Annotated in this window: 20 protein-coding genes and 1 tRNA gene; 14 read left to right on the top strand and 7 right to left on the bottom strand. The window is 57.5% G+C overall.

Annotated elements, in window-relative coordinates:
* Positions 1–378: 378 nt before the first annotated feature.
* Entirely contained in the window at positions 379–1761 is a 1383-nt protein-coding gene (locus ABRP84_RS06380; RefSeq protein WP_349853070.1) for an NlpC/P60 family protein, read from the top strand.
* A 32-nt stretch (positions 1762–1793) separates the two neighbouring features.
* Positions 1794–2867, top strand: coding sequence for a ferrochelatase (locus ABRP84_RS06375; RefSeq protein WP_023022386.1), 1074 nt, complete (start codon positions 1794–1796; stop codon positions 2865–2867).
* Positions 2868–2889: 22 nt separating this feature from the next.
* Here ABRP84_RS06375 and ABRP84_RS06370 read toward each other — a convergent pair whose 3' ends face one another.
* Positions 2890–3663: an Rv1486c family protein gene (locus ABRP84_RS06370; protein ID WP_349853069.1), complete on the bottom strand. Its 774-nt coding sequence runs from the start codon at positions 3661–3663 to the stop codon at positions 2890–2892.
* A gap of 33 nt (positions 3664–3696) precedes the next feature.
* Between ABRP84_RS06370 and ABRP84_RS06365 the strand changes: the two genes are divergently transcribed.
* A complete protein-coding gene (locus ABRP84_RS06365) occupies positions 3697–4536 on the top strand; it encodes a DUF3097 domain-containing protein (RefSeq protein WP_349853068.1) in 840 nt (279 codons plus the stop codon).
* Positions 4537–4562: 26 nt separating this feature from the next.
* Here the strand turns inward: ABRP84_RS06365 and ABRP84_RS06360 are convergent, their stop codons facing one another.
* Positions 4563–5135, bottom strand: a complete 573-nt coding sequence (locus tag ABRP84_RS06360; RefSeq protein WP_023022380.1) for a hypothetical protein — start codon at positions 5133–5135, stop codon at positions 4563–4565.
* Positions 5136–5164: 29 nt separating this feature from the next.
* A complete protein-coding gene (locus ABRP84_RS06355) occupies positions 5165–5905 on the bottom strand; it encodes a TVP38/TMEM64 family protein (RefSeq protein WP_349853067.1) in 741 nt (246 codons plus the stop codon).
* 339 nt (positions 5906–6244) lie between these two features.
* On the opposite strand from ABRP84_RS06355, the gene ABRP84_RS06350 reads away from it, so the two are divergent.
* Entirely contained in the window at positions 6245–6661 is a 417-nt protein-coding gene (locus tag ABRP84_RS06350; RefSeq protein WP_349853066.1) for a hypothetical protein, read from the top strand.
* Here ABRP84_RS06350 and ABRP84_RS06345 read toward each other — a convergent pair.
* Together ABRP84_RS06345 and ABRP84_RS06340 are read right to left on the bottom strand one after the other, a co-directional pair.
* Positions 6658–6957, bottom strand: coding sequence for a hypothetical protein (locus tag ABRP84_RS06345; RefSeq protein WP_349853065.1), 300 nt, complete (start codon positions 6955–6957; stop codon positions 6658–6660). The genes ABRP84_RS06350 and ABRP84_RS06345 overlap by 4 nt on opposite strands.
* A 319-nt stretch (positions 6958–7276) precedes the next feature.
* Positions 7277–7362 (bottom strand) — tRNA-Leu (locus ABRP84_RS06340).
* Between the two features lie 239 nt (positions 7363–7601).
* Between ABRP84_RS06340 and ABRP84_RS06335 the strand changes: the two genes are divergently transcribed.
* Both ABRP84_RS06335 and ABRP84_RS06330 read left to right on the top strand, forming a co-directional pair.
* Positions 7602–8141, top strand: a complete 540-nt coding sequence (locus ABRP84_RS06335) for a YbhB/YbcL family Raf kinase inhibitor-like protein (RefSeq protein WP_023022376.1) — start codon at positions 7602–7604, stop codon at positions 8139–8141.
* On the top strand, positions 8141–8533 hold the full coding sequence (locus tag ABRP84_RS06330) for a hypothetical protein (RefSeq protein WP_349853064.1): 393 nt from the start codon (positions 8141–8143) through the stop codon (positions 8531–8533). Before ABRP84_RS06335 ends, ABRP84_RS06330 begins: the two co-directional genes overlap by 1 nt.
* Before the next feature lie 65 nt (positions 8534–8598).
* Here the strand turns inward: ABRP84_RS06330 and ABRP84_RS06325 are convergent, their stop codons facing one another.
* Both ABRP84_RS06325 and ABRP84_RS06320 read right to left on the bottom strand, forming a co-directional pair.
* Positions 8599–9714, bottom strand: coding sequence for a quinone-dependent dihydroorotate dehydrogenase (locus tag ABRP84_RS06325; protein WP_349853063.1), 1116 nt, complete (start codon positions 9712–9714; stop codon positions 8599–8601).
* A gap of 3 nt (positions 9715–9717) precedes the next feature.
* Positions 9718–10764 carry an NHL repeat-containing protein gene (locus tag ABRP84_RS06320; RefSeq protein WP_349853062.1) on the bottom strand — a complete coding sequence of 349 codons (1047 nt, stop codon included), beginning with the start codon at positions 10762–10764 and terminating at the stop codon, positions 9718–9720.
* A 66-nt stretch (positions 10765–10830) separates the two neighbouring features.
* On the opposite strand from ABRP84_RS06320, the gene ABRP84_RS06315 reads away from it, so the two are divergent.
* The 8 genes from ABRP84_RS06315 (at position 10831) to ABRP84_RS06280 (ending at position 18752) form a co-directional block, all read left to right on the top strand.
* Positions 10831–11685, top strand: a complete 855-nt coding sequence (locus ABRP84_RS06315) for an undecaprenyl-diphosphate phosphatase (protein ID WP_349853061.1) — start codon at positions 10831–10833, stop codon at positions 11683–11685.
* A gap of 33 nt (positions 11686–11718) precedes the next feature.
* Positions 11719–12957, top strand: coding sequence for a cysteine--1-D-myo-inosityl 2-amino-2-deoxy-alpha-D-glucopyranoside ligase (gene mshC / locus ABRP84_RS06310; RefSeq protein ID WP_349853060.1), 1239 nt, complete (start codon positions 11719–11721; stop codon positions 12955–12957).
* Positions 12958–12981: 24 nt separating this feature from the next.
* Positions 12982–13365 (top strand): hypothetical protein, encoded by a 384-nt coding sequence (locus ABRP84_RS06305; protein ID WP_349853059.1) that lies wholly within the window; start codon positions 12982–12984, stop codon positions 13363–13365.
* Positions 13366–13489: 124 nt separating this feature from the next.
* A complete protein-coding gene (locus tag ABRP84_RS06300; RefSeq protein ID WP_349853058.1) occupies positions 13490–14212 on the top strand; it encodes an HAD family hydrolase in 723 nt (240 codons plus the stop codon).
* 43 nt (positions 14213–14255) lie between these two features.
* Positions 14256–14519: a phosphoribosyl-ATP diphosphatase gene (locus tag ABRP84_RS06295; RefSeq protein ID WP_349853057.1), complete on the top strand. Its 264-nt coding sequence runs from the start codon at positions 14256–14258 to the stop codon at positions 14517–14519.
* Between the two features lie 42 nt (positions 14520–14561).
* On the top strand, positions 14562–15407 hold the full coding sequence (gene hisG / locus ABRP84_RS06290) for an ATP phosphoribosyltransferase (protein WP_349853056.1): 846 nt from the start codon (positions 14562–14564) through the stop codon (positions 15405–15407).
* Positions 15408–15518: 111 nt separating this feature from the next.
* Positions 15519–17078, top strand: a complete 1560-nt coding sequence (gene aspA, locus ABRP84_RS06285) for an aspartate ammonia-lyase (RefSeq protein WP_284771887.1) — start codon at positions 15519–15521, stop codon at positions 17076–17078.
* A 366-nt stretch (positions 17079–17444) separates the two neighbouring features.
* Positions 17445–18752, top strand: a complete 1308-nt coding sequence (locus ABRP84_RS06280) for an anaerobic C4-dicarboxylate transporter (RefSeq protein WP_284771886.1) — start codon at positions 17445–17447, stop codon at positions 18750–18752.
* The last annotated feature ends 65 nt before the right edge of the window (positions 18753–18817 follow it).

Genomic DNA, 18817 nt, shown 5'->3' with positions numbered 1-18817 from the left:
ACGTGGAGAAATTGCACCATATATGTCGCTGGTATGGGGAAATAGCAGCGATTGATGGGCATTGAGTCGTGGAGTTACTGAGTTAAGCTTCAGCACATAGAGCTTTCATAGATGTGCGCACTCCCTAGGTGAAGTCTCTTCAATTTTCGGGCTCATGTGCCGTATACATCCTGGGGCCGCGGGCTGCCAGGGCGATAACCCATACCCATAAGCTTTTGGGTGTGTAGCTATCGGATTCCGAATATCGCAATGAAGACTCTGAGCTTGCTGCTGTGCGGAAATGCGCAAGCTTTAAGTGTCTCGGGCATTCCTGTGCCTAAGTGCGGAGCAGTGAGTCCCTTTCTTAATTGGAAGGTGGTCCAAACAAGGAGAATTCCAGTGGCCACCATTCGTCTACCGCGCATCCGACATGTTCGCGCAACTATCGCTGCAGTCGTAGGTGCCGCAGCGCTATCGCCCCTGACGTCCATCGCTCCCGCGGGAGCAGATGAGCACCCCGATCCTACCCAAGTCGGTACGGTTGCAGATGGTCCGAGCGCCGATGCCGATGACTCGATCGCCCGTGCTGTAACCAACGCTGATGCTCAGCAGCGGGAAGTAGATCATCTGCGGCAGCTGCTCGACCAGGCGGAGGAGCAAGCGGCGGCCGCGACGGAGCGCATCTCCCAGCTTTCGGCCGACCCTGAGGTTGCGGACGATGCAACAGAGCTTGACCAAGCTTATGCCGATAAGCGCGCGGCCGAATCGGCAATGGTCGAACATCGCCGCAATTTGGCCCAACGAGAGGCTCAGATGAGCGCCACCCGCAGCTTCGCTGAGGCCTCTTTTGCCCACCAGCAGGAGACGGCGGAAGTGTCCCAGCAGGGTGACCTTCCAAAGGTGCAAAATCAAGATAAAAACCTTGACTTTAAGGTAGGAGCGGATGCTCTTGCCGATGATCCCGTCAAGCCCCAAGACTTGAATGAAGACAAGGCTCAAAACTTTACCGACGAGATTATTCCGGATGAAGCTACACTCCCTGAGGCGACAAATGATGACGCCGTCGTCGAGGGGCAGAAGGACGCAGCTGCCCCGAAGGTGGAGTTCGGCACCGCACTTAATCAGGGAGCCACGCCGTCCTTTAACACGGTCGACTACGGCACTGGTTCATCGGCATCGGACGTAGTGGACATTGCAGGCGAGCTCGCCGCAGCCGTCGACGAAGATGATGTACGGGGGCTGTTGGAGGGCTCTTCAGACCTGTTGGGGATTGGCAGCCCGAATACGGCGCCATCGGCAAGCACCGATCCTTCCGCTACCGGTCAGGGGTCAGGAGCGCCATCCAACTCTGCTCCGGGCAATAGCAGCCAGATTGAGGCGGTAATTGCTCGCGCAGAATCTGTCATCGGAACCCCATACGTGTGGGGCGGCGGCGACAACAATGGCCCAACTGGCGGCCTCCGGGACGGCGGCGTTGCCGATAGCTTTGGTGATTACGGCCGGAGCGGTTTTGATTGCTCTGGATTGACTAAGTACGCGTTCGCCGCAGCAGGCCTGGACCTTCCGCACTACACCGGTGCGCAGTACCAAATGGGCAACAAGGTTTCGCGCGACAACTTACAGCGCGGCGACCTCATCTTCTACGGCGCCGGCGGTAGTCAGCATGTTGCGATCTACTTGGGCAATGACCAAATGATTGAAGCCCCGCAGTCTGGCCAGAACGTACAGGTCTCCCCCGTGCGCTGGGCTGGTGCGACCCCGGATGTCGTGCGTCTTCTCTAATTCTTAGCCTTGTGGTTGCTACTATTTAGGGCATGACTGACGCACAGCATCCTGCCCAAAATTTCGACGCCCTGCTCGTTCTTTCTTTCGGTGGCCCGGAAGGAAATGAGGAGGTCGTTCCGTTTTTAGAGAACGTTACGCGGGGCCGCGGAATTCCGCGCGAGCGCTTAGAAGTAGTGGGCGAGCATTATTACCACTTTGACGGGGTAAGCCCGATCAACGGCCTGAACCGGGAGATTATCAGTAACGTCGAAGGTGAGTTGAAAAAACGCGGACATAATCTACCGGTTTATTTTGGCAATCGGAACTGGCATCCCTTTGCCACAGCTACCGCAGAGAAAATGGCGGAAGAGGGGATCCGCACGGTGGCCGTCTTCGCCACCTCCGCTTGGGGAGGCTACTCGGCGTGCCGGCAATACGATGAAGACATCGCTGCAATGCGGCAACACCTTGCAGATAAGGCTCTGCCAGAAATCGAATTCACCAAGATTCGACAATTTTATGATCACCCCAAGTTTATCGCGGAGATGGCCGATGCCGTCGCCGAGGCCTGGCGCCGTATCCCCGCCGAGAAAATGGAGAGCGCGCGCATGCTGTTTACAGCCCACTCGGTGCCGAATGCACACGATAATGTCGGCGGTGCAGACGGGGACAAAAACCTTTACTCCCGGCAAGTAGCCGAAGCCTCCCGTCTGGTGGCCGAGCGCGCCGGAATTTCTGATTACGACTTGGTGTGGCAATCGCGCTCCGGTAACCCGAAGACGCCGTGGCTGGAACCGGATATCGTTGACCACACCACCGAAATCCATGACCGCGACGGGGTAGGCGCCGTAGTGGTGTGCCCCATCGGTTTCATCTCCGATCACATGGAGGTCATCTGGGACTTGGATTCCGAACTGCAAGCCGCAGCCGATGAGATGGGAGTACAGGTCGAGCGCGCCCGCACCGCTGGCCCCTCCCAGCGGTTTGCGGGCATGGTGGTGGATCTGGTGGAAGAACTCGAACAGGGGAAGCCGTGGGAGACCAGCGGGAATGTCACCGTACAAGGGTGCACCACCAACGGCGCGCCCTGCGCTGCAGGCTGCTGCGATATCCGCGCCCACTAAAGGGGCCGCGTGCGAGCCTGCTTCAGCGAGCGAATTCCGCTGCCGAATAAGCCACTCCCGTCATCCGCGCCTGCCGGATATGGCGCCATAGGCGGAGGAGCTGCGGGTCGAGGCTGTGATCGTTGATCCTATCCGTAACGGTTTCGATGATCGCGGCAACGCGGTCCGCACGTGCAAAGAGCTTCGCAGCCCGGGGCGGGGTGGCCGGTGGTAGGCCGGGCGTGTCATAAAAATCGCTCAGGGTCCCCACCGTGAGCCGGGGATTAATCAGCGCGGTGGACTGGTAGCCGGTGGCCGTAATGAGATCAGCGGATTCATCCGTCGCCTTAGTTAACAAGGCGTCCGCTTCGCCGGGGCTCAGCCATGCCGGTGAGGGCAGCGGCTGATCCTCGCGGATCACTTGCCATGCCGTGTGAGCTTGATGGGGATGGGGGACAAGGACCAGCGTGACTTCCGGGTCGTTGGTGCGCACAACGATGGCGCCCGCTGAACTTTGCGCGGCCGCACGGGCAGATTCCGATCCTGCGGGAAGTGCGGGCGCTTCACCCGGGCCAGATAAAATAAGCCGGAGGAGAGGCTCCCCGCCCGCGCCTGGCTGAGAGGTGAGCTCATTCGTTTCGGCCCGCAGGAGGGCAAGCAAATCGATAAAAGGGGATTCATCGACGCATTCGGGGCGCCCGCCCAGCTCCGTCAGGGCATCAAGCAGCTCATCTGTTGTCTCATGTCCCCATAACCACGCAGCGAGCCAGATGGCGGAGTTTTGGAGAGGGGACCACACTTCGGCGCGCATATCCATGGCGAGCAAGTGTAGTAGATAGACTATCGGGTCATGAGTTTAGATCCTTATGGCGGAGATATTTTTGCTGGGCACCGACGCAGCAAGCCCACCCAGTACCCAGAGGTGCCGGCAGAGCCGGGCATGGTGGTAGAAGTGCGCGGTGATGACTTTGTGGGCGCCGTATTAGGCGTGGATAAGACCGTCTTTGGTGAGGTCGTGCGGCTAGAAGACCGCCACGGCGTCGAGCGAGTATTTAACCTTATTAAAGGCGGGTTCTTAGTAGAAGGTCAGCCGGTGACGCTTACGAGGTACGTGCCCAAGCAAGCACCCCGCAAATCCAACTCGGGATCTAGGCGGGTAGAAAACGTAGAAGCCAAGGTGGCAGCGCCATCGCGCATTTGGGTCGAAGGCGTCCACGATGCCGCCATCGTGGAAAAGGTGTGGGGGCATGACCTGCGCGTAGAAGGCGTGGTCGTGGAATACCTGGAGGGCTTGGACAACCTCGAAGAAAGGCTCGCCGAATTTCAGCCTGGCCCCGGCCGCCGGGTAGGCGTGCTCGCGGATCACCTGGTCAAAGGGTCGAAAGAAACACGAATGACCGAGTCAGTGGGGGAGCACGTTCTAGTCACCGGCCATCCTTTTGTTGATATTTGGGCGGCAGTAAAGCCGCAACGGGTAGGCCTGCAAGCATGGCCGGAGGTGCCGCGGGGCGAAGATTGGAAGACCGGGATTTGTCGCCGCGTGGGTTGGTCCGACCCCTCCGACGGGTGGCGCCACGTGTATAACGCGGTCCATTCTTTCCGGGACCTAGACTCCAGCCTTATCGGTGCGGTCGAACGGCTCGTGGATTTTGTGACCACGCCAGAGCTGCAGAAATCAGACCTTGTCTAGGCTCCAATAAGCGGTGCTTTCCGGGCTTAGGCTAGATTGGCGCGTTCAATGAGGTTGACCGCCAATTGCCACCCGGCCATCTCGGCGCTCCAGCCCGCAGCCTGCAGCCTTTGGGACATCGCCTGTTTGGAAATGCCCAATTCTTCTGCGGCCTCATTTTGATTGAGCCCCGCCCTTACGAGCGAGGTCGCCTCGCGGCCCTCGATGGTGCGCTTATTAAGCACGTATCCAATGAGCGCGAAGGCAGCGGCAATATCGCTTGCCTCCGCAGAACGGCCGCGCTTATTGAGCTTGGTATAGACCTGCCCCATGCGCGCGGAATTCTTGAGCGCTGCGGTCGCCACGTGGCGCGCGCTCTCCTCGTCAGCCTGGTTGCCGGGGCTGATGCCGATGCCGATGGCCCAGTCGCCATCGGCAAGCAAGGCCATGACGACCTCACACACTGCGGTGGCGGAATCGACAACGGCGCATATATCCTCCACACCAAGGACATGAAACTCGCCGACGCCCTCGAGAGTGGATAGCGCGGCGGCCGAGCGCTGCACGAGCTCAGCGCGGCGCACGGAACGCCCACGGTAGCGGGCATGGACAGCGAGCACGAGGATCCTCCTTCATCGCGAGCAGTTCGTTACAGTCTACCGCTTAACCTTGACTGGACGGGAGTCGGCAGGCGCGAATCGAGTACAAGCCCGCCTATGCCGGCGAGGGCAAAGACGATAAAGGCAGCGATAATTCCGGGACTGGCCGTGCCAGTAAGGGCATCGCCGAAAAAGACGCCAATGACCGTGGTAGGAATCGAGCCGAACAACGTAGCTACCGTAAAGTGCGAAACGCTGATGGGGGTAAGCGCAGCGACATAGTTGAGAAGGCTGAAGGGCACTCCCGCGACCATGCGCAGGGAAGCGATGGCCAGCCAACCGCGCCGCTCGAGGTGGGCATTGATGGTATAAACCGCAGGATGAGCAAGGTGCGGCCTAATCCAGTCTCCGAGCAGGCTGCGCACAATCAGCAGCGATAATACGGCCGAGATGGTGAGCGCGAATAGCGAGATAGCAAGACCCTGCCAAGGGCCGAAAAGGATGCCAGCTGCAATTGTCCAGATGGTCCGGGGTAGGGGAAATTGCGTAAATATGACATAACTTAGCGTGAAGGCAACCGGAAACCACGCGCCAAGGCGGGCAGCGGCGGCCCACATCTGGGAGAGATCGGGAATATCGAGCCAGATAAAAAGCGCAACTCCAGCAAGTGCGAGCGCGATGATGAGGCTCCAGCGTCGCGGTGACCACGCGCGGATTGAGCCCCAAGCAGAGTGGATGAGTTGAACGCAGAAGCTACCAAAGCTGCGTATCCAATCCCGGAAAGTGGTCATGCGTTTGTATCGTAGTCGGCGAGGACCGTGCTTATAGAATTATCGGCTTCAGCAACAGAATGTCCTGGGGCCTAGCGCCGATGTGTCCACTTTCCGAGGATCAGGCCCAGTTAGGATCGTAGCTGGGGAAGATTAACTTAGAACGTCTATAACGTGACCAATACCTTGGGGGAACGCACTTGTCTTTAGGTGAGCGCGACTAGCTAATTCGCGATATAGTCAGAGTGCCTTCAATAAATAAGGAGGAAATATGCGTAAGGTTCTCTCTTTTACCGTCCCAACAACCTTGGTTTCTATAGCACTTATTTTTCCCCGCCTGCTCTAGCCGATTCTTCTCCTATGGATGAAGGAACCACTGACGATAGTTTTACCTTCACATTCGGCGGCAATGATATGAATTCCCGTGCAACTTATGGTGCAATCGGGGCAGGAACTTGTACAGGTACGTTTGCAGGTCCACGAGTCGAGGCCGGTAACAAGCTCACTTATGGTCTGCATGTCAAATGCGGTGGAAGTGGCTTTCTGCCATTAAGCGCCAAAATTCGTCTTCAAGAAGAGCATGTTGGATTTTTCTACCAAACTGTAGATGAAATGGAGAAGAATCTCACTGAGGGCGGCTACGGGTTTGTTCGAGGTGAAGTAGATTGCGGATCCTCTAATTCAGGGCATGACTATCGTATCGACGGAGAAATCCGAGCAGGAGACCATACAGGGTATGGCGTCTCTAAAGAAGTGCATCTCCCCTGCGATGTTTAACTGTCCCGTAAAAGCCAGGCAGTCAGTTCTTTTATTGCTTGGCTTTTCCCTCCTGGATAATTAGTATTCAATTCTGCAGAGACAGATTCAAATATTTTGCTGGAAATCCCCTGAGCTCTATCGGAGCTAATGTTACCGCGTAGATCATCTAGCGGTACAGAGAGCATGGCATCGTTACTCGGACGCATCCAATACGAGCGCATATCATCAGCGTAGATTTTTGGGAAAGTTCCTAATACCTGGGACTCAAGAACAACATTGCCAAAAATTAATGAGGTCAATCGTTTTTCTTCCATGAGGCTAATTCTATAGAAATAACCTAGGTTTGTGGCTTAAGGAACATTTTGTGTGGATAAACCGATGTGGGTTCCTGGGACAGTCTGGTATAAAAACCTGATCTTGATTTCGAATAGGCTCCAACAGCCTGGGGTTGCTCGGAAAGCGTAGGAGAAAAAGCAACTCACGCTGGCTAGGCTAGAGAAAAACTCACACTACGAGTCCACCCAGGCGTCCGAGGAAATGCTCCTTAAGGCACACACGCCATGCCGTCCAGGACACCACAAAAACGAAAAATCTCGAGGCACCGCAGGAACGATGTCTCGAGACTTCACAATGTGCCCGGAGGGGGACTTGAACCCCCACGTCCGTTAATAGGACACTAGCACCTCAAGCTAGCGCGTCTGCCATTCCGCCACCCGGGCAGGGTGTTTGCCACCTCTCGGTTGGGCACCCCGAAACTTTATCGTGTTCCGCTATTGGAATACAAATCGCCAGGTAAATCCTCATAAAACGGACGATCTCAAGGCGGTGAAAATACATCCTTGTAACTTGGGTAGCCGTAGCGCGAAAGCAGGAACGCGGTACGAAACCAGCCGCCTAGTGGAGGGTTAGTGGGGAGGGACATCGACAAGCGCGTGTGATCTGCGGTACAAAGGGGTACATGACTTCTTATGCAGATGACACTCGATTCCCCGGACCTGACCCATACGCCCCGCTGCGCGATCTCCCCAGCTTCGGGCTGTCTTCTACCGACTTGGTAGAAGGCGATGAGATCCCAGAAAAGCACCGCGCGCCGGAAAGCGTGTCCCCGCAGCTGGCATGGTCCGGGCTGCCGGAGGGAACCAAGTCTTTGGCCGTCACCTGCTTTGACCCGGATGCACCGACTGCCTCCGGTTTCTGGCACTGGGCCGCCTTTAATATCCCCACCGATGTCTCCGAGCTGCCCACCAATGCCGGTGCGGCAGAGGACCTTGGCATCGACGGTGTTATCAGCCTGCGCAATGATTCCGGCAACCGTACCCACTTTGGTGCTAATCCGCCGGCCGGCCACGCGCCGCACCGCTACCTCTACGCGGTCCACGCCGTAGACGTAGAAACCCTCGACATTGATCCGGATTCTTCCCCGACCGTCCTCGGCTTCAACCTGCACTTCCACGCACTGGGCCGGGCAATCCTTTGGGGCTGGTACGAGGCCAAGTAATGGCGAGTTCCGCTCCTAAAAATCCAGTGACCCCACCTGCAGCGCTGCGGGTGGGTGGCGCTTTTTTGGTCGTCGCTTTTGTGCTGGTGCTTTTCGCCCTCATCTCCGTTTTTAGCGATGGATGGGGCGCGCCCTTCGTGTGGACCTACAGCAACCTTGCGATGATCATCGCGGCGGTGATGGTGGGTGCCTTTAGCACAATGAGCAAGGAGCATGCAGGCAGCCGCGCGCAGATCATCGCCTTGGCGGTGGCGGTGGCCTTGATCATTGCTAGCCGCTTTCTGCCCCAGCACGATATCCTGATTCAGCAGCAGTATTGGCTGCTCTTTTATGCCGGCATGTCCGCCATCTGCGCCTTGATTTTGCGGCGCAGCGTCATGGCGACCTCTTAAGCGGGTCCCTAAAACAAGCAATGCCAGGTGTTTCTACACGTGGCATTTTGCTATCTGGTGGGCTGCTAGTTTATTGCCTTCCACGGCAGGTTGGAGCCTACGGCCTCAGAAATATTGTTCAGGCCGTGGGTGCGAATTTGCTTGGCGATGCCCCTGTGAATATCCCGAATCCAGTCCGGACCACCGTAGATGAGCCCGGTATAGCCCTGGAGAAGGTTGGCACCTGCGGCAATCCGCTCCCACGCTTGCTCCGGGGTGGTAATCCCGCCGACGGAAATCAGGACGAGCTGCGAGCCCACGCGCTCGTTAAGGCGGCGGAGCACCTCTAAGGAGCGCTCGGCTACGGGGGGACCGGAAATTCCACCGGCGCCAAGGGCCTCTACCTTCGCACGGGGAGTGTTAAGTCCCTCGCGGGAGATGGTGGTATTGGTGGCGACGATGCCGGCAAGGCCCAGTTCCACGGCGAGATCGGCGACGGCATCGACATCGGCATCCGAAAGATCCGGTGCGATCTTGACCATGACGGGAACATCGGTGGATTCTTGCACGGCGCGCAGGATGGGGCGAAGCGATTCGACCGCCTGCAGGTCCCGCAACCCGGGGGTATTGGGGGAGGAGACATTGACCACCAGGTAGTCCGCCAGGCCGCCTAAAACGGAGGCGGAGCGGCGGTAATCATCCACGGCGCGTTCTGCCGGGATGACCTTGGTTTTGCCAATATTAATACCGATGACGTCGTTGTACCGGCGCTTGCGCAGGTTCTCTGCCACGGCGGCCGCACCCTCATTATTAAAGCCCATCCGGTTTAAGATGGCGGCATCTTCTTTGAGGCGGAAGAGGCGGGGAGTCGGGTTACCCGGCTGCGCCTGCGCCGTGACGGTGCCCAGTTCGGCGTAGCCGAAACCAAGGGGGGACCAGGCATCGGCAGCCGCGGCGTTTTTATCAAAACCGGCCGCCAGGCCAAGCGGGCGCGGGAAGGTGATCCCACAAACGTCTTGTTTCAAGACTGGATCGTTGACCGGCAGGACGCGGCCAAGCGCGCGATTGGCGGGTCCTGCCGCGTGCAGACCGTGCAGGCCAGAATTGATAATACCGTGGATGCGCTCGGGGCTTAAGCGAAACATTCCGCGCAGCGCTAGCTGATAGGCGCCTTTGCGCAGCGAATCGAAGGTCGAAACCATGGATTAAGACTCCTTTTTCAGGTGCGGATCCGCCACGAACTGCAGCCCGTGGCCGGATGCGGAGGCAACCACGATGGTGCCATTGGAAAGAACGGAAATATTCTGGGCATCGGCAAGCGTGGCAAAGTCGCCGCGGGATTCGGGAACGCCCTTGTCAATGGAATAGGCGTGCGCGATGTTGTTATCGGTGGTGGTAGCCCATGCGAGCTCGCGCGAGTCATCCCAGGCCACCGCCCACGGGGTGCCGTCCACCACGCCGTATTGGTGCAGGCGGACGACGTCATCGGAGGTATAGACCGCGATCCGGCCGCCCTCGGTATCGGAGGCGAGCACAACGCCGTTGTCACCCACTGCGATTTGGCCGACACCCTGGCCAGCGCGCAACCGGCCACCGGCGCGGTCATTGGGCCAATCGATATTCTGGATGGTGGAATCCGACCGCTGAATGCGCACGATACCGTCATCGCCATCCGCATTGGGAACGGCGAGCATCTGGTCCGAGCCGGCCTCGACGGAGATTTCGCCGTCCCGCTTGCCATCCTTGTACCGGCCGACCATAGCGGAGTCGCCCGCGGTGACAAAGACCTCGCCGGTCGAAATCTGGGTCGCGGCGCTGACCTGGAAGTCCTCGTCCATCTTGATTTCCCCCGGTGACTCCGGCGCAGAAGGATCGATGAGCAGGACCTTGTCCGAGCAGGCCAGGACGAATCCAGCCTCAGAAGAGCTCAAATCGCCGCAGGTGGAATCGATATCGATGGTCTTCGCCTTTTTGGCGGCAAAATCGTCCTGGCTGCCAATGCGCACCTGGTCCGCGGTGCGAACGGCAATCGTATCTTTCACCGCAGCCAGATCCGTAATGTCCTCATCGAAATCGATGACCGTGCCGGCAGGATCGGTGTCACTGGGAGAAGCGGCCGGGGTGGCGTTGCCCTTCACTGCGGTTTCGGGATCACCGCCTACGCCCACGGTGGAATCGCAGGCGGCCAACGCAGCAGTGGAGAGCGCTAGCAGGCTGGATAGTACGAGTGTGGAGCGGGATCGTGATTTCACGGATACTTATCCTAACAGCGCGCGTTGCGATTTCCCGAAGCCGTGCGCGGCGGTAGTGTATGGCGGGTGATTTCTGATACCGCGACTGAAGCAGTTTCTTGGGCACAAGTTATCGTTTTATCCATTGTGCAGGGGCTTACGGAGTTTCTCCCGGTAAGCTCCTCGGGGCACCTGCGCATCGTTTCCGAGCTTTTTTGGGGCAACGATGCCGGCGCTTCCTTTACCGCCGTTATCCAGCTCGGCACCGAGCTTGCCGTGCTGGTCTATTTCGCCCCGATGATCTGGCAAATCCTCTCTGGGTGGCTGCGCGGGTGGACCAATCCCGCTTCGCGCGGGCAGGACTGGCGCATGGGCTGGATGGTCATCGCCGGATCCATTCCCATCGGCGTCATCGGGTTGGTCTTTGAGGATGCCATTCGCGGGGCGTTGCGCAACCTGTGGATCACCGCCGCGATGCTGATCCTCTTTTCCTTCGTCTTCATTGCCGCTGAACGCGTCGGCTCCAAAAAGCGCGGTTTTGAGGAGCTGACGATGAAGGATGCCATCATCATGGGCCTGTGCCAGTGCTTGGCGCTCATTCCTGGCGTTTCGCGTTCGGGCGGCACCATTTCCGGTGGTCTTTTCCTGGGCCTCGATCGCGAGGTGGCCACGCGCTTTAGCTTCCTCTTGGCCATTCCGGCAGTGCTGGCTTCGGGGCTTTTTTCGCTTCCCGATGCCTTCGCACCCGAGTCCGGCCAAGCCGCTTCCGGTATGCAGCTGCTCGTCGGCACCGGCATTGCCTTTGCCTTGGGCTATGCCTCGATCGCCTGGTTGCTGAACTTCGTGGGCAACCACTCCTTTGCGTGGTTCGCGGCCTACCGGATCCCCGTGGGCATCCTCGTGATGATTCTGCTGGCCTTGGGAGCCCTACAGCCCATTTAAATCCACCCATAAAGAAGCGTTAGGATAGGTGCCATGCATTCTTGGCCAACACCTTCTTTTAGCCCCGTCCCAGGCGATGCGGCACAGCTCTATCTCTACGATTCCGCGAACCAAACCAAGGCCCCCGTGCAGGTGAATGGGGATACCGCCACCATGTACGTGTGCGGTATTACCCCGTATGATTCGACCCACTTGGGCCATGCAGCCACCTACCTCACCTTCGACCTGATTTACCGGCAGTTCTTGGATGCAGGCAAGAAGGTCAATTACGCGCAAAATATCACCGACGTCGATGACCCACTCTTTGAGCGCGCGGAGCGCGACGGCGTTGATTGGCGCGAACTCGGCACCTCCCAGATCGACCTTTTCCGCTCGGATATGGAGCTTTTATCGGTCATCCCGCCGCAGCACTTCATTGGCGCCATGGAAGCGGTCGATGAGATCGTGGACATGGTGCAAAAGCTGCTGGATAATGGCGCAGCCTATGTGGTCGATGACCCTGAGTATCCCGATGTGTATGCCTCCATCGATGCCACCGAAGAATTTGGTTATGAATCCAACTACTCGATGGAACAGATGCGGGAATTTTTTTCTGAGCGCGGCGGTGACCCCGACCGCCCGGGCAAAAAGCACCCCATGGATGCCTTGATTTGGCGCGCCCACCGCGAAGGTGAGCCGGCGTGGGATTCTCCCTTCGGTCCCGGCCGCCCCGGCTGGCACATCGAGTGCTCTGCCATCGCCACCAATTACTTGGGTAGCACCTTTGATATCCAGGGCGGCGGCAGCGATCTGAAGTTCCCGCACCATGAATTCTCCGCCGCGCATGCAGAGGCCGCATTGGGTGTCGACCGCATGGCGCAGTTCTATGTCCACACCGGAATGATCGGCCTGGACGGCGTAAAAATGTCCAAGTCCCTGGGCAACTTAGTCTTCGTGCACAAGCTCGTGGAGCAGGGCGAGGATCCCTCCGCCATTCGCCTCGGCGTATTTTCCGGTCATTACCGCGCCGAGCGGGACTGGTCCGATGAGGTGCTCGACCAGGCCAAGACCCGCCTGGCCACGTGGCGCTCCGCCCTGGAAACCCCTGGGTCCCTGTCGGCTGCGGAAGGTGCGGTAGCGGGGCTTCGCCAAGCGCTTGCCGATGACCTCGATACCCCCACCGCGCTGCGCGCCATCGACGATTGGGCAGCCAGCGACCGGGGCGAAGACGAGGAAGGCGCCGCGGAGTTGGTGCGTACCGCACTTAATTCGCTGCTCGGCGTGCAGGCCTAGCCAACTTAGGGCAATATCGACAGCATGAGCATTCGCACAGATTTCCAACCCACCGTTGATGAGTTCATTGCTGATCTTAAGTCCTTCGCCACTGGCGATTACCTCAAGGACGAGGAAAAAGAGTTCTGGGAGGCGCCGTTTGACGCAGCGGTGCTCCCAGAACTTAAACGCCACCTCGAGCAGATGTTGGATGGGTTGGACGGGCTGCCGGACGATCCTGATGGTAGCCAGCTCGCTGCGGTGTTGAATAAGACCGTGCAGAAACTCGCCACCTTTAATCGCAAGCAGCACGATGCGGTGGTGGAGCCGGAGGAAAAGGAAGAAATCGCCGAACTTATGTACAACGCTTCTGCGGCTACTGGTGCCGATGATGAGGCGCTCTCACAGATTCCCGAGTTGGACTTCTAAGACCCTTAACGGCTAGAGCCCGCGGTGGGTAAATGCCTAAGGTGTAGATGATTAATCACCGCGCAGCGCGAATATTTTCCCCGTTGAGTCGAAATTCTATGCCGGAAACGCCGGTGGAGTGTGTATGACCACAGTGAGTGATTCCAAGCTTTTATCCCGTCCCGCGGCAATTTTCTGGGATATGGATGGCACCTTGACCAACTCAGAGCCCTTGTGGGGTGAGGCAACGTACTATCTCTCGGAAGTGCTGGGCAAGCGCCTGACACGCAGGCAACGCATGGATACGGTAGGCGCAACTTTTCCTACGACGCTGCGCATTTGCGCTGATAACGCTGGAGTTTCCTTAGGTGAAGGTGACCTCGAAACTTACCGGCACAAGATGTTTGATTATGTGAAGACTCTTTTTGCTGGCCGCCTAGAAATCTTTCCCGGAATCCCGGAGCTTTTATCCTCGCTGCACCAAGACGGCATGCCTATGATGGTCACGACAAATACGGACCGCGACGTCGCGGACGCCGCCATCGCAGTCATAGGCCGCGAGTATTTCGTAGATACTATTTGCGGCGATGAAGTTCCCACTGGCAAGCCCGCCCCAGACGTGTACGTGGAAGCGGCCCGGCGCCTTCAACTTGATCCAGCCCAGTGCCTCGTTTTCGAAGACTCTCCGGCCGGTATGCGCGCGGCCGTTGCCGCCGGGTGCACCGTTATCGGGTTGCCCGAGGATGAAGGCGTAGAAGTACCGGACGGCGTAGTGGAGATCTCCCGGCTGCGCGATTCTCGCCACCTCGCGGGCGCGCGTCATCATGATGTCTACGGGTGGTTCCAGGCCATCCAGGAAATGAACTAAAACCCTTCGCATTGGCTGCTTGCCTGTGGAACAATAGGTAGCTGTGAAGGATTTTGAGACACTTTTTGCTGAGCTAGTGAACAAAGCAGACCAGAAGCCAGAGGGCTCTGGGACCGTTAAGGCCTTGGAAGAAGGCGCCCACCATATTGGCAAAAAGATCATCGAAGAGGCGGGCGAAGTATGGATCGCCGCCGAATACCAGTCCGACGAGGAACTGGCGGAAGAAATGTCGCAGCTTATCTATTGGACGCAGGTCATGATGATCAAGCGCGGCCTGCGGCCTGAAGATGTTTATAAATACCTATAACTTGTTGCCACCTGTGGTGGAGCAAACTTCCTGGAGAACAGCATGATCAAAATTGCAGTACCAAATAAAGGTTCCTTATCAGAAGCGGCTTTAGAAATCCTTGGTGAGGCCGGATACAAGGGACGCGGCCACTCCAAAACCCTAAACGTGGTGGATCTTGACAATGGGGTGGAGTTTTTCTTCCTCCGCCCGAAAGACATCGCGATCTATGTCGCACGCGGTGTGCTTGATCTAGGGATTACGGGACGCGATTTGGCGCTCGATTCCAATGCCCAAATCAAAGAAGTCCTCTCGCTCGGCTTCGGTGACTCAACATTTCGCTACGCCGCCCCCCAAGGAGAGGGGTGGGATATCTCTCATCTAGAGGGCAAGCGCGTGGCAACGTCGTACCCGAATTTGGTCCGCCAGGACTTGGCGGAGAAGGGGATTTCCGCCGATGTGATCCGCCTCGACGGGGCGGTAGAAATTTCCATTCACCTAGGCGTGGCCGATGTCATTGCTGATGTCGTGTCAACTGGTACTACGCTGCGGCAGCAGGGTTTGGCGCCCTTTGGTGAGCCCATCGTCAGCTCGGAAGCCGTAGTCATCAAGCGCCACGATGCAGAAGTAACTCCGGAAGAGCAGGTTGTCTTGGGTCGCATCCAAGGTATTTTGCACGCCCGCACTTACCTCATGATCGACTACAACATCGCGGAAGAAAATCTCGATAAAGCAGCTGGTGTTACTCCGGGCCTGACTGGGCCGACGGTTTCACCATTGGCGCGACAAGACTGGGTGGCGGTGCGCGCGATGGTTCCGCAAAAAGAAGCCAACCAGATTATGGATCGACTTTCCCAACTCGGTGCAGAGGCTATTTTGGCTTCCGATCTGCGCATTGCCCGCTTTTAGGGGGATTATTAAATTCTTGGTCGTCCCAACTGGGGCGAAACGTGGCTACCATTGGCGCTGGAGATTATTCACTCGGACATCATTCTCGACAGGCAAAGGAGCCGCGCCACCATGGCAAAGTCGTCTAAGAAAGAAGAAAAAGACACTAAGTCTGCCGCAAAGGACGCGCAGGAAAAGCAGGAGGATAAGACCACTCATTCTGCACAGAAAAAAGTAGCGGAGCAGAAGAAACCGAAGACGTCGAGCAAAAACACTCGTACGGAAACCGACCTGATCGGTGACTTGGAAATTCCTGCTGACGCCTACTTTGGTGTCCACACTGTCCGCGCGATGGATAACTTCCAGATTTCTTACGTGACCATCAACACCATTCCGCACTTCATCCGCGGCATGGTGCAGGTCAAGAAGGCTGCCGCGATGGCTAACCGTCGCCTGCACGTGCTGCCAAAGAAGAAGGCGGAGGCCATCATCTGGGCGTGTGACCAGATCTTGGACGAGGGCCGTTGCATGGACCAATTCCCGCTCGATGTATTCCAAGGCGGTGCCGGCACCTCGTTGAACATGAACACCAATGAGGTCGTTGCCAACTTGGCCCTTGAGCACTTGGGAGAGGAGAAGGGCTCCTACGACATCATCAACCCCAATGACGATGTCAACATGTCCCAGTCCACTAACGATGCCTACCCAACTGGTTTCCGTCTGGGCCTGTACGCTGCCATCGATGACTTGGTCGTGCGCATTGACAGCCTGCGTTCTGCATTCCAGGACAAGGGCAATGAGTTCCAAGACATCCTGAAGATGGGCCGTACCCAGTTGCAGGATGCCGTCCCCATGACCTTGGGCGATGAATTCAAGGGCTTTGCTAATAACCTCAACGAGGAGCAGGCCGTTCTGCGCGATGCACAGAGCCGCTTGCTGCAGATCAACCTCGGCGCAACCGCCATCGGCACCGGAGTTAACACTCCAGCTGGCTACCGTCACCAGGTAACCGCCGCCCTGTCTGAAGTCACCGGCCTGGAGATGAAGACTGCAAGCGACCTTATCGAGGCCACCTCTGACTGCGGTGCCTACGTCTTCTTGCACTCTGCCATCAAGCGCGCTGCCATGAAGCTCTCCAAGATCTGTAATGACTTGCGCCTGCTTTCCTCTGGCCCGCGCGCTGGTCTTGGCGAGATCAACCTGCCGGCCCGCCAGGCAGGTTCCTCCATCATGCCGGGTAAGGTCAACCCGGTTATCCCTGAAGTTGTCAACCAGACCTGCTTCAAGATCTTCGGCAACGACCACGTCGTGACCATGGCCTCAGAGGCAGGCCAGCTGCAGCTCAACGTGATGGAGCCGGTCATCGGTGAGGCACTGTTCCAGTCCATCCGCATCATGGGCAACGCGGTTGATGCGCTGCGTGAGAAGTGCGTCACCGGCATTACCGCCAACGCTGATGTGTGCCGCCAGTACGTGGAGAACTCCATCGGTATCGTTACCTACCTGAACCCATTTATTGGTCACCACAACGGTGACGAGATTGCAAAGGAATCCCTCAAGACCGGCAAGGGCGTCAAGGAACTCGTGCTGGAGAAGGGCCTACTTGATGAGGCAACGCTGAACAAGGTGCTGTCGGTAGAAAACCTGATGCACCCAGAATTTCGCGGTCAGCTTTTCTTGGATGAAAACTAAGTAAAGTTCGCGAGCCATAGTGCCGCATGAGGTGGGAGATGCCCATCCTCATGGCGGCACCGATCAGTCCGCACACACCGTGCTTTCTTTCCTCCCTTTGGGGGTGGGGAAGCGCCTCGCGGTGTGTGCGGTCTCTTTCGTCTCTGCCCGCAGTGCGGCTTTACTTCCGCCCCATAGCGCAAAGACATCAAACCATACCGAACGGTTTATAACGCGAGGTAGAACACATGTGGGAAGCAACACAAACGGGCAGAATATGTAAATAAAACAACATATTCAGGGCAAAATAGAAATGTAAGGGTGGTCCACGACCGGCAGGCGTAGGTGGGGCCACCACGTGTAGTTGAGAACGTGTGGAGCGTATCCATGGTTATTATTCATATTGTCATCGTTCTCGCAGCCATTATCCTGGGTGCGAGAATTGGGTCCATAGGCATCGGCATGGCCGGCGGCCTGGGCGTTCTCCTTTTGGGCGTTGCGGGAGTTCCAGTAACTAGGGACGACATTCCGTTCGACGTCATTGCCATCATTATGACGGTGATTGCGGCTATTGCCGCCATGCAAAAGGCCGGCGGCATGGACTATTTGGTTCATGTGGCCGAGAAGTTCCTGCGCAAAAACCCCAAAAAGATTACGTTTTACGCACCCATCGTGACCTGGTTGATGACGGTCTTGGCCGGTACCGGGCACACCTCCTTTTCCACGCTGCCGGTCATCGTTGAGGTGGCCAAGGAGGGCAAAGTTCGCCCGTCGCGCCCATTATCTATCGCGGTCGTCGCCGCACAGATGGGTATTTGTGCCTCGCCGATTTCTGCTGCAGTTGTCATCCTGGCTGGTCTGCTTGAGCCCATGGGCGTGGGCTACCTCCAAGTACTCGGTGTCCTGATTCCAGCTACCTTCCTTTCCATCTTCCCCGCCGCATGGGTGGCCAATAAGTTCGGCAAAGAACTAGAAGATGACCCTGTATATCAGGAGCGCAAGGCGCAAGGCCTGGTGAAGGAGCCGATTGGCGCTAGTAAATATGAGCCAAAGGAAGGCGCGAAGTCTTCCGTAGTCATCTTTCTCATCGCCATCGTCGTTGTCATGGCATGGGCTACCATTTCTTCCGAACAGGTTGGCCTGATTACGGATCCCACCTTGCCGCGCAATGAGGCGATTATGACCGTCATGCTCTCGGCCGCGACGATCATCGTCTTGAAAACCAAGATTCCGGCCGCTGACGTCCTCAATACTCCGGTATTTAAATCGGGAATGTCTGCCTGCATCTGTGTGCTGGGTGTTGCGTGGTTGGGAACCACCCTCATCAACCACTACTTGGACGATATTCAAGCTCTGGCTGGAGACGTCATCGAGGCCTCGCCATGGTTGCTGGCAGTGGTGCTCTTCTTCGCCGCAGCCCTGCTGTACTCGCAGGCTGCTACTACCAAAGCACTCATGCCCGCCGCATTGGCGCTGGGAGTTAGCCCGGTTACCGCCGTGGCCGCATTTCCGGCAGTATCTGCTCTGTTCATCCTGCCGACGTACCCAACGTTGCTGGCAGCAGTCGAGATGGATGATACAGGCACTACCAAGATCGGCAAGGCCGTATTCAACCACCCATTCCTTATTCCGGGTGTGGTCAGCATTTTCGGTTCCGTACTCCTGGGCTATGCGCTCGGTGCGGTAATCATTTAGCGAGTCCTCCAACTCGCGCTCCCAGTGGCGTCTTCTCCTCGGAGAGGGCGCCACGTTTATGTGAA

The sequence above is a fragment of the Corynebacterium sp. KPL2861 genome (assembly GCF_040225475.1).
GTDB lineage: Bacteria > Actinomycetota > Actinomycetes > Mycobacteriales > Mycobacteriaceae > Corynebacterium.
This window is presented reverse-complemented; position numbering and strand designations above follow the sequence as displayed.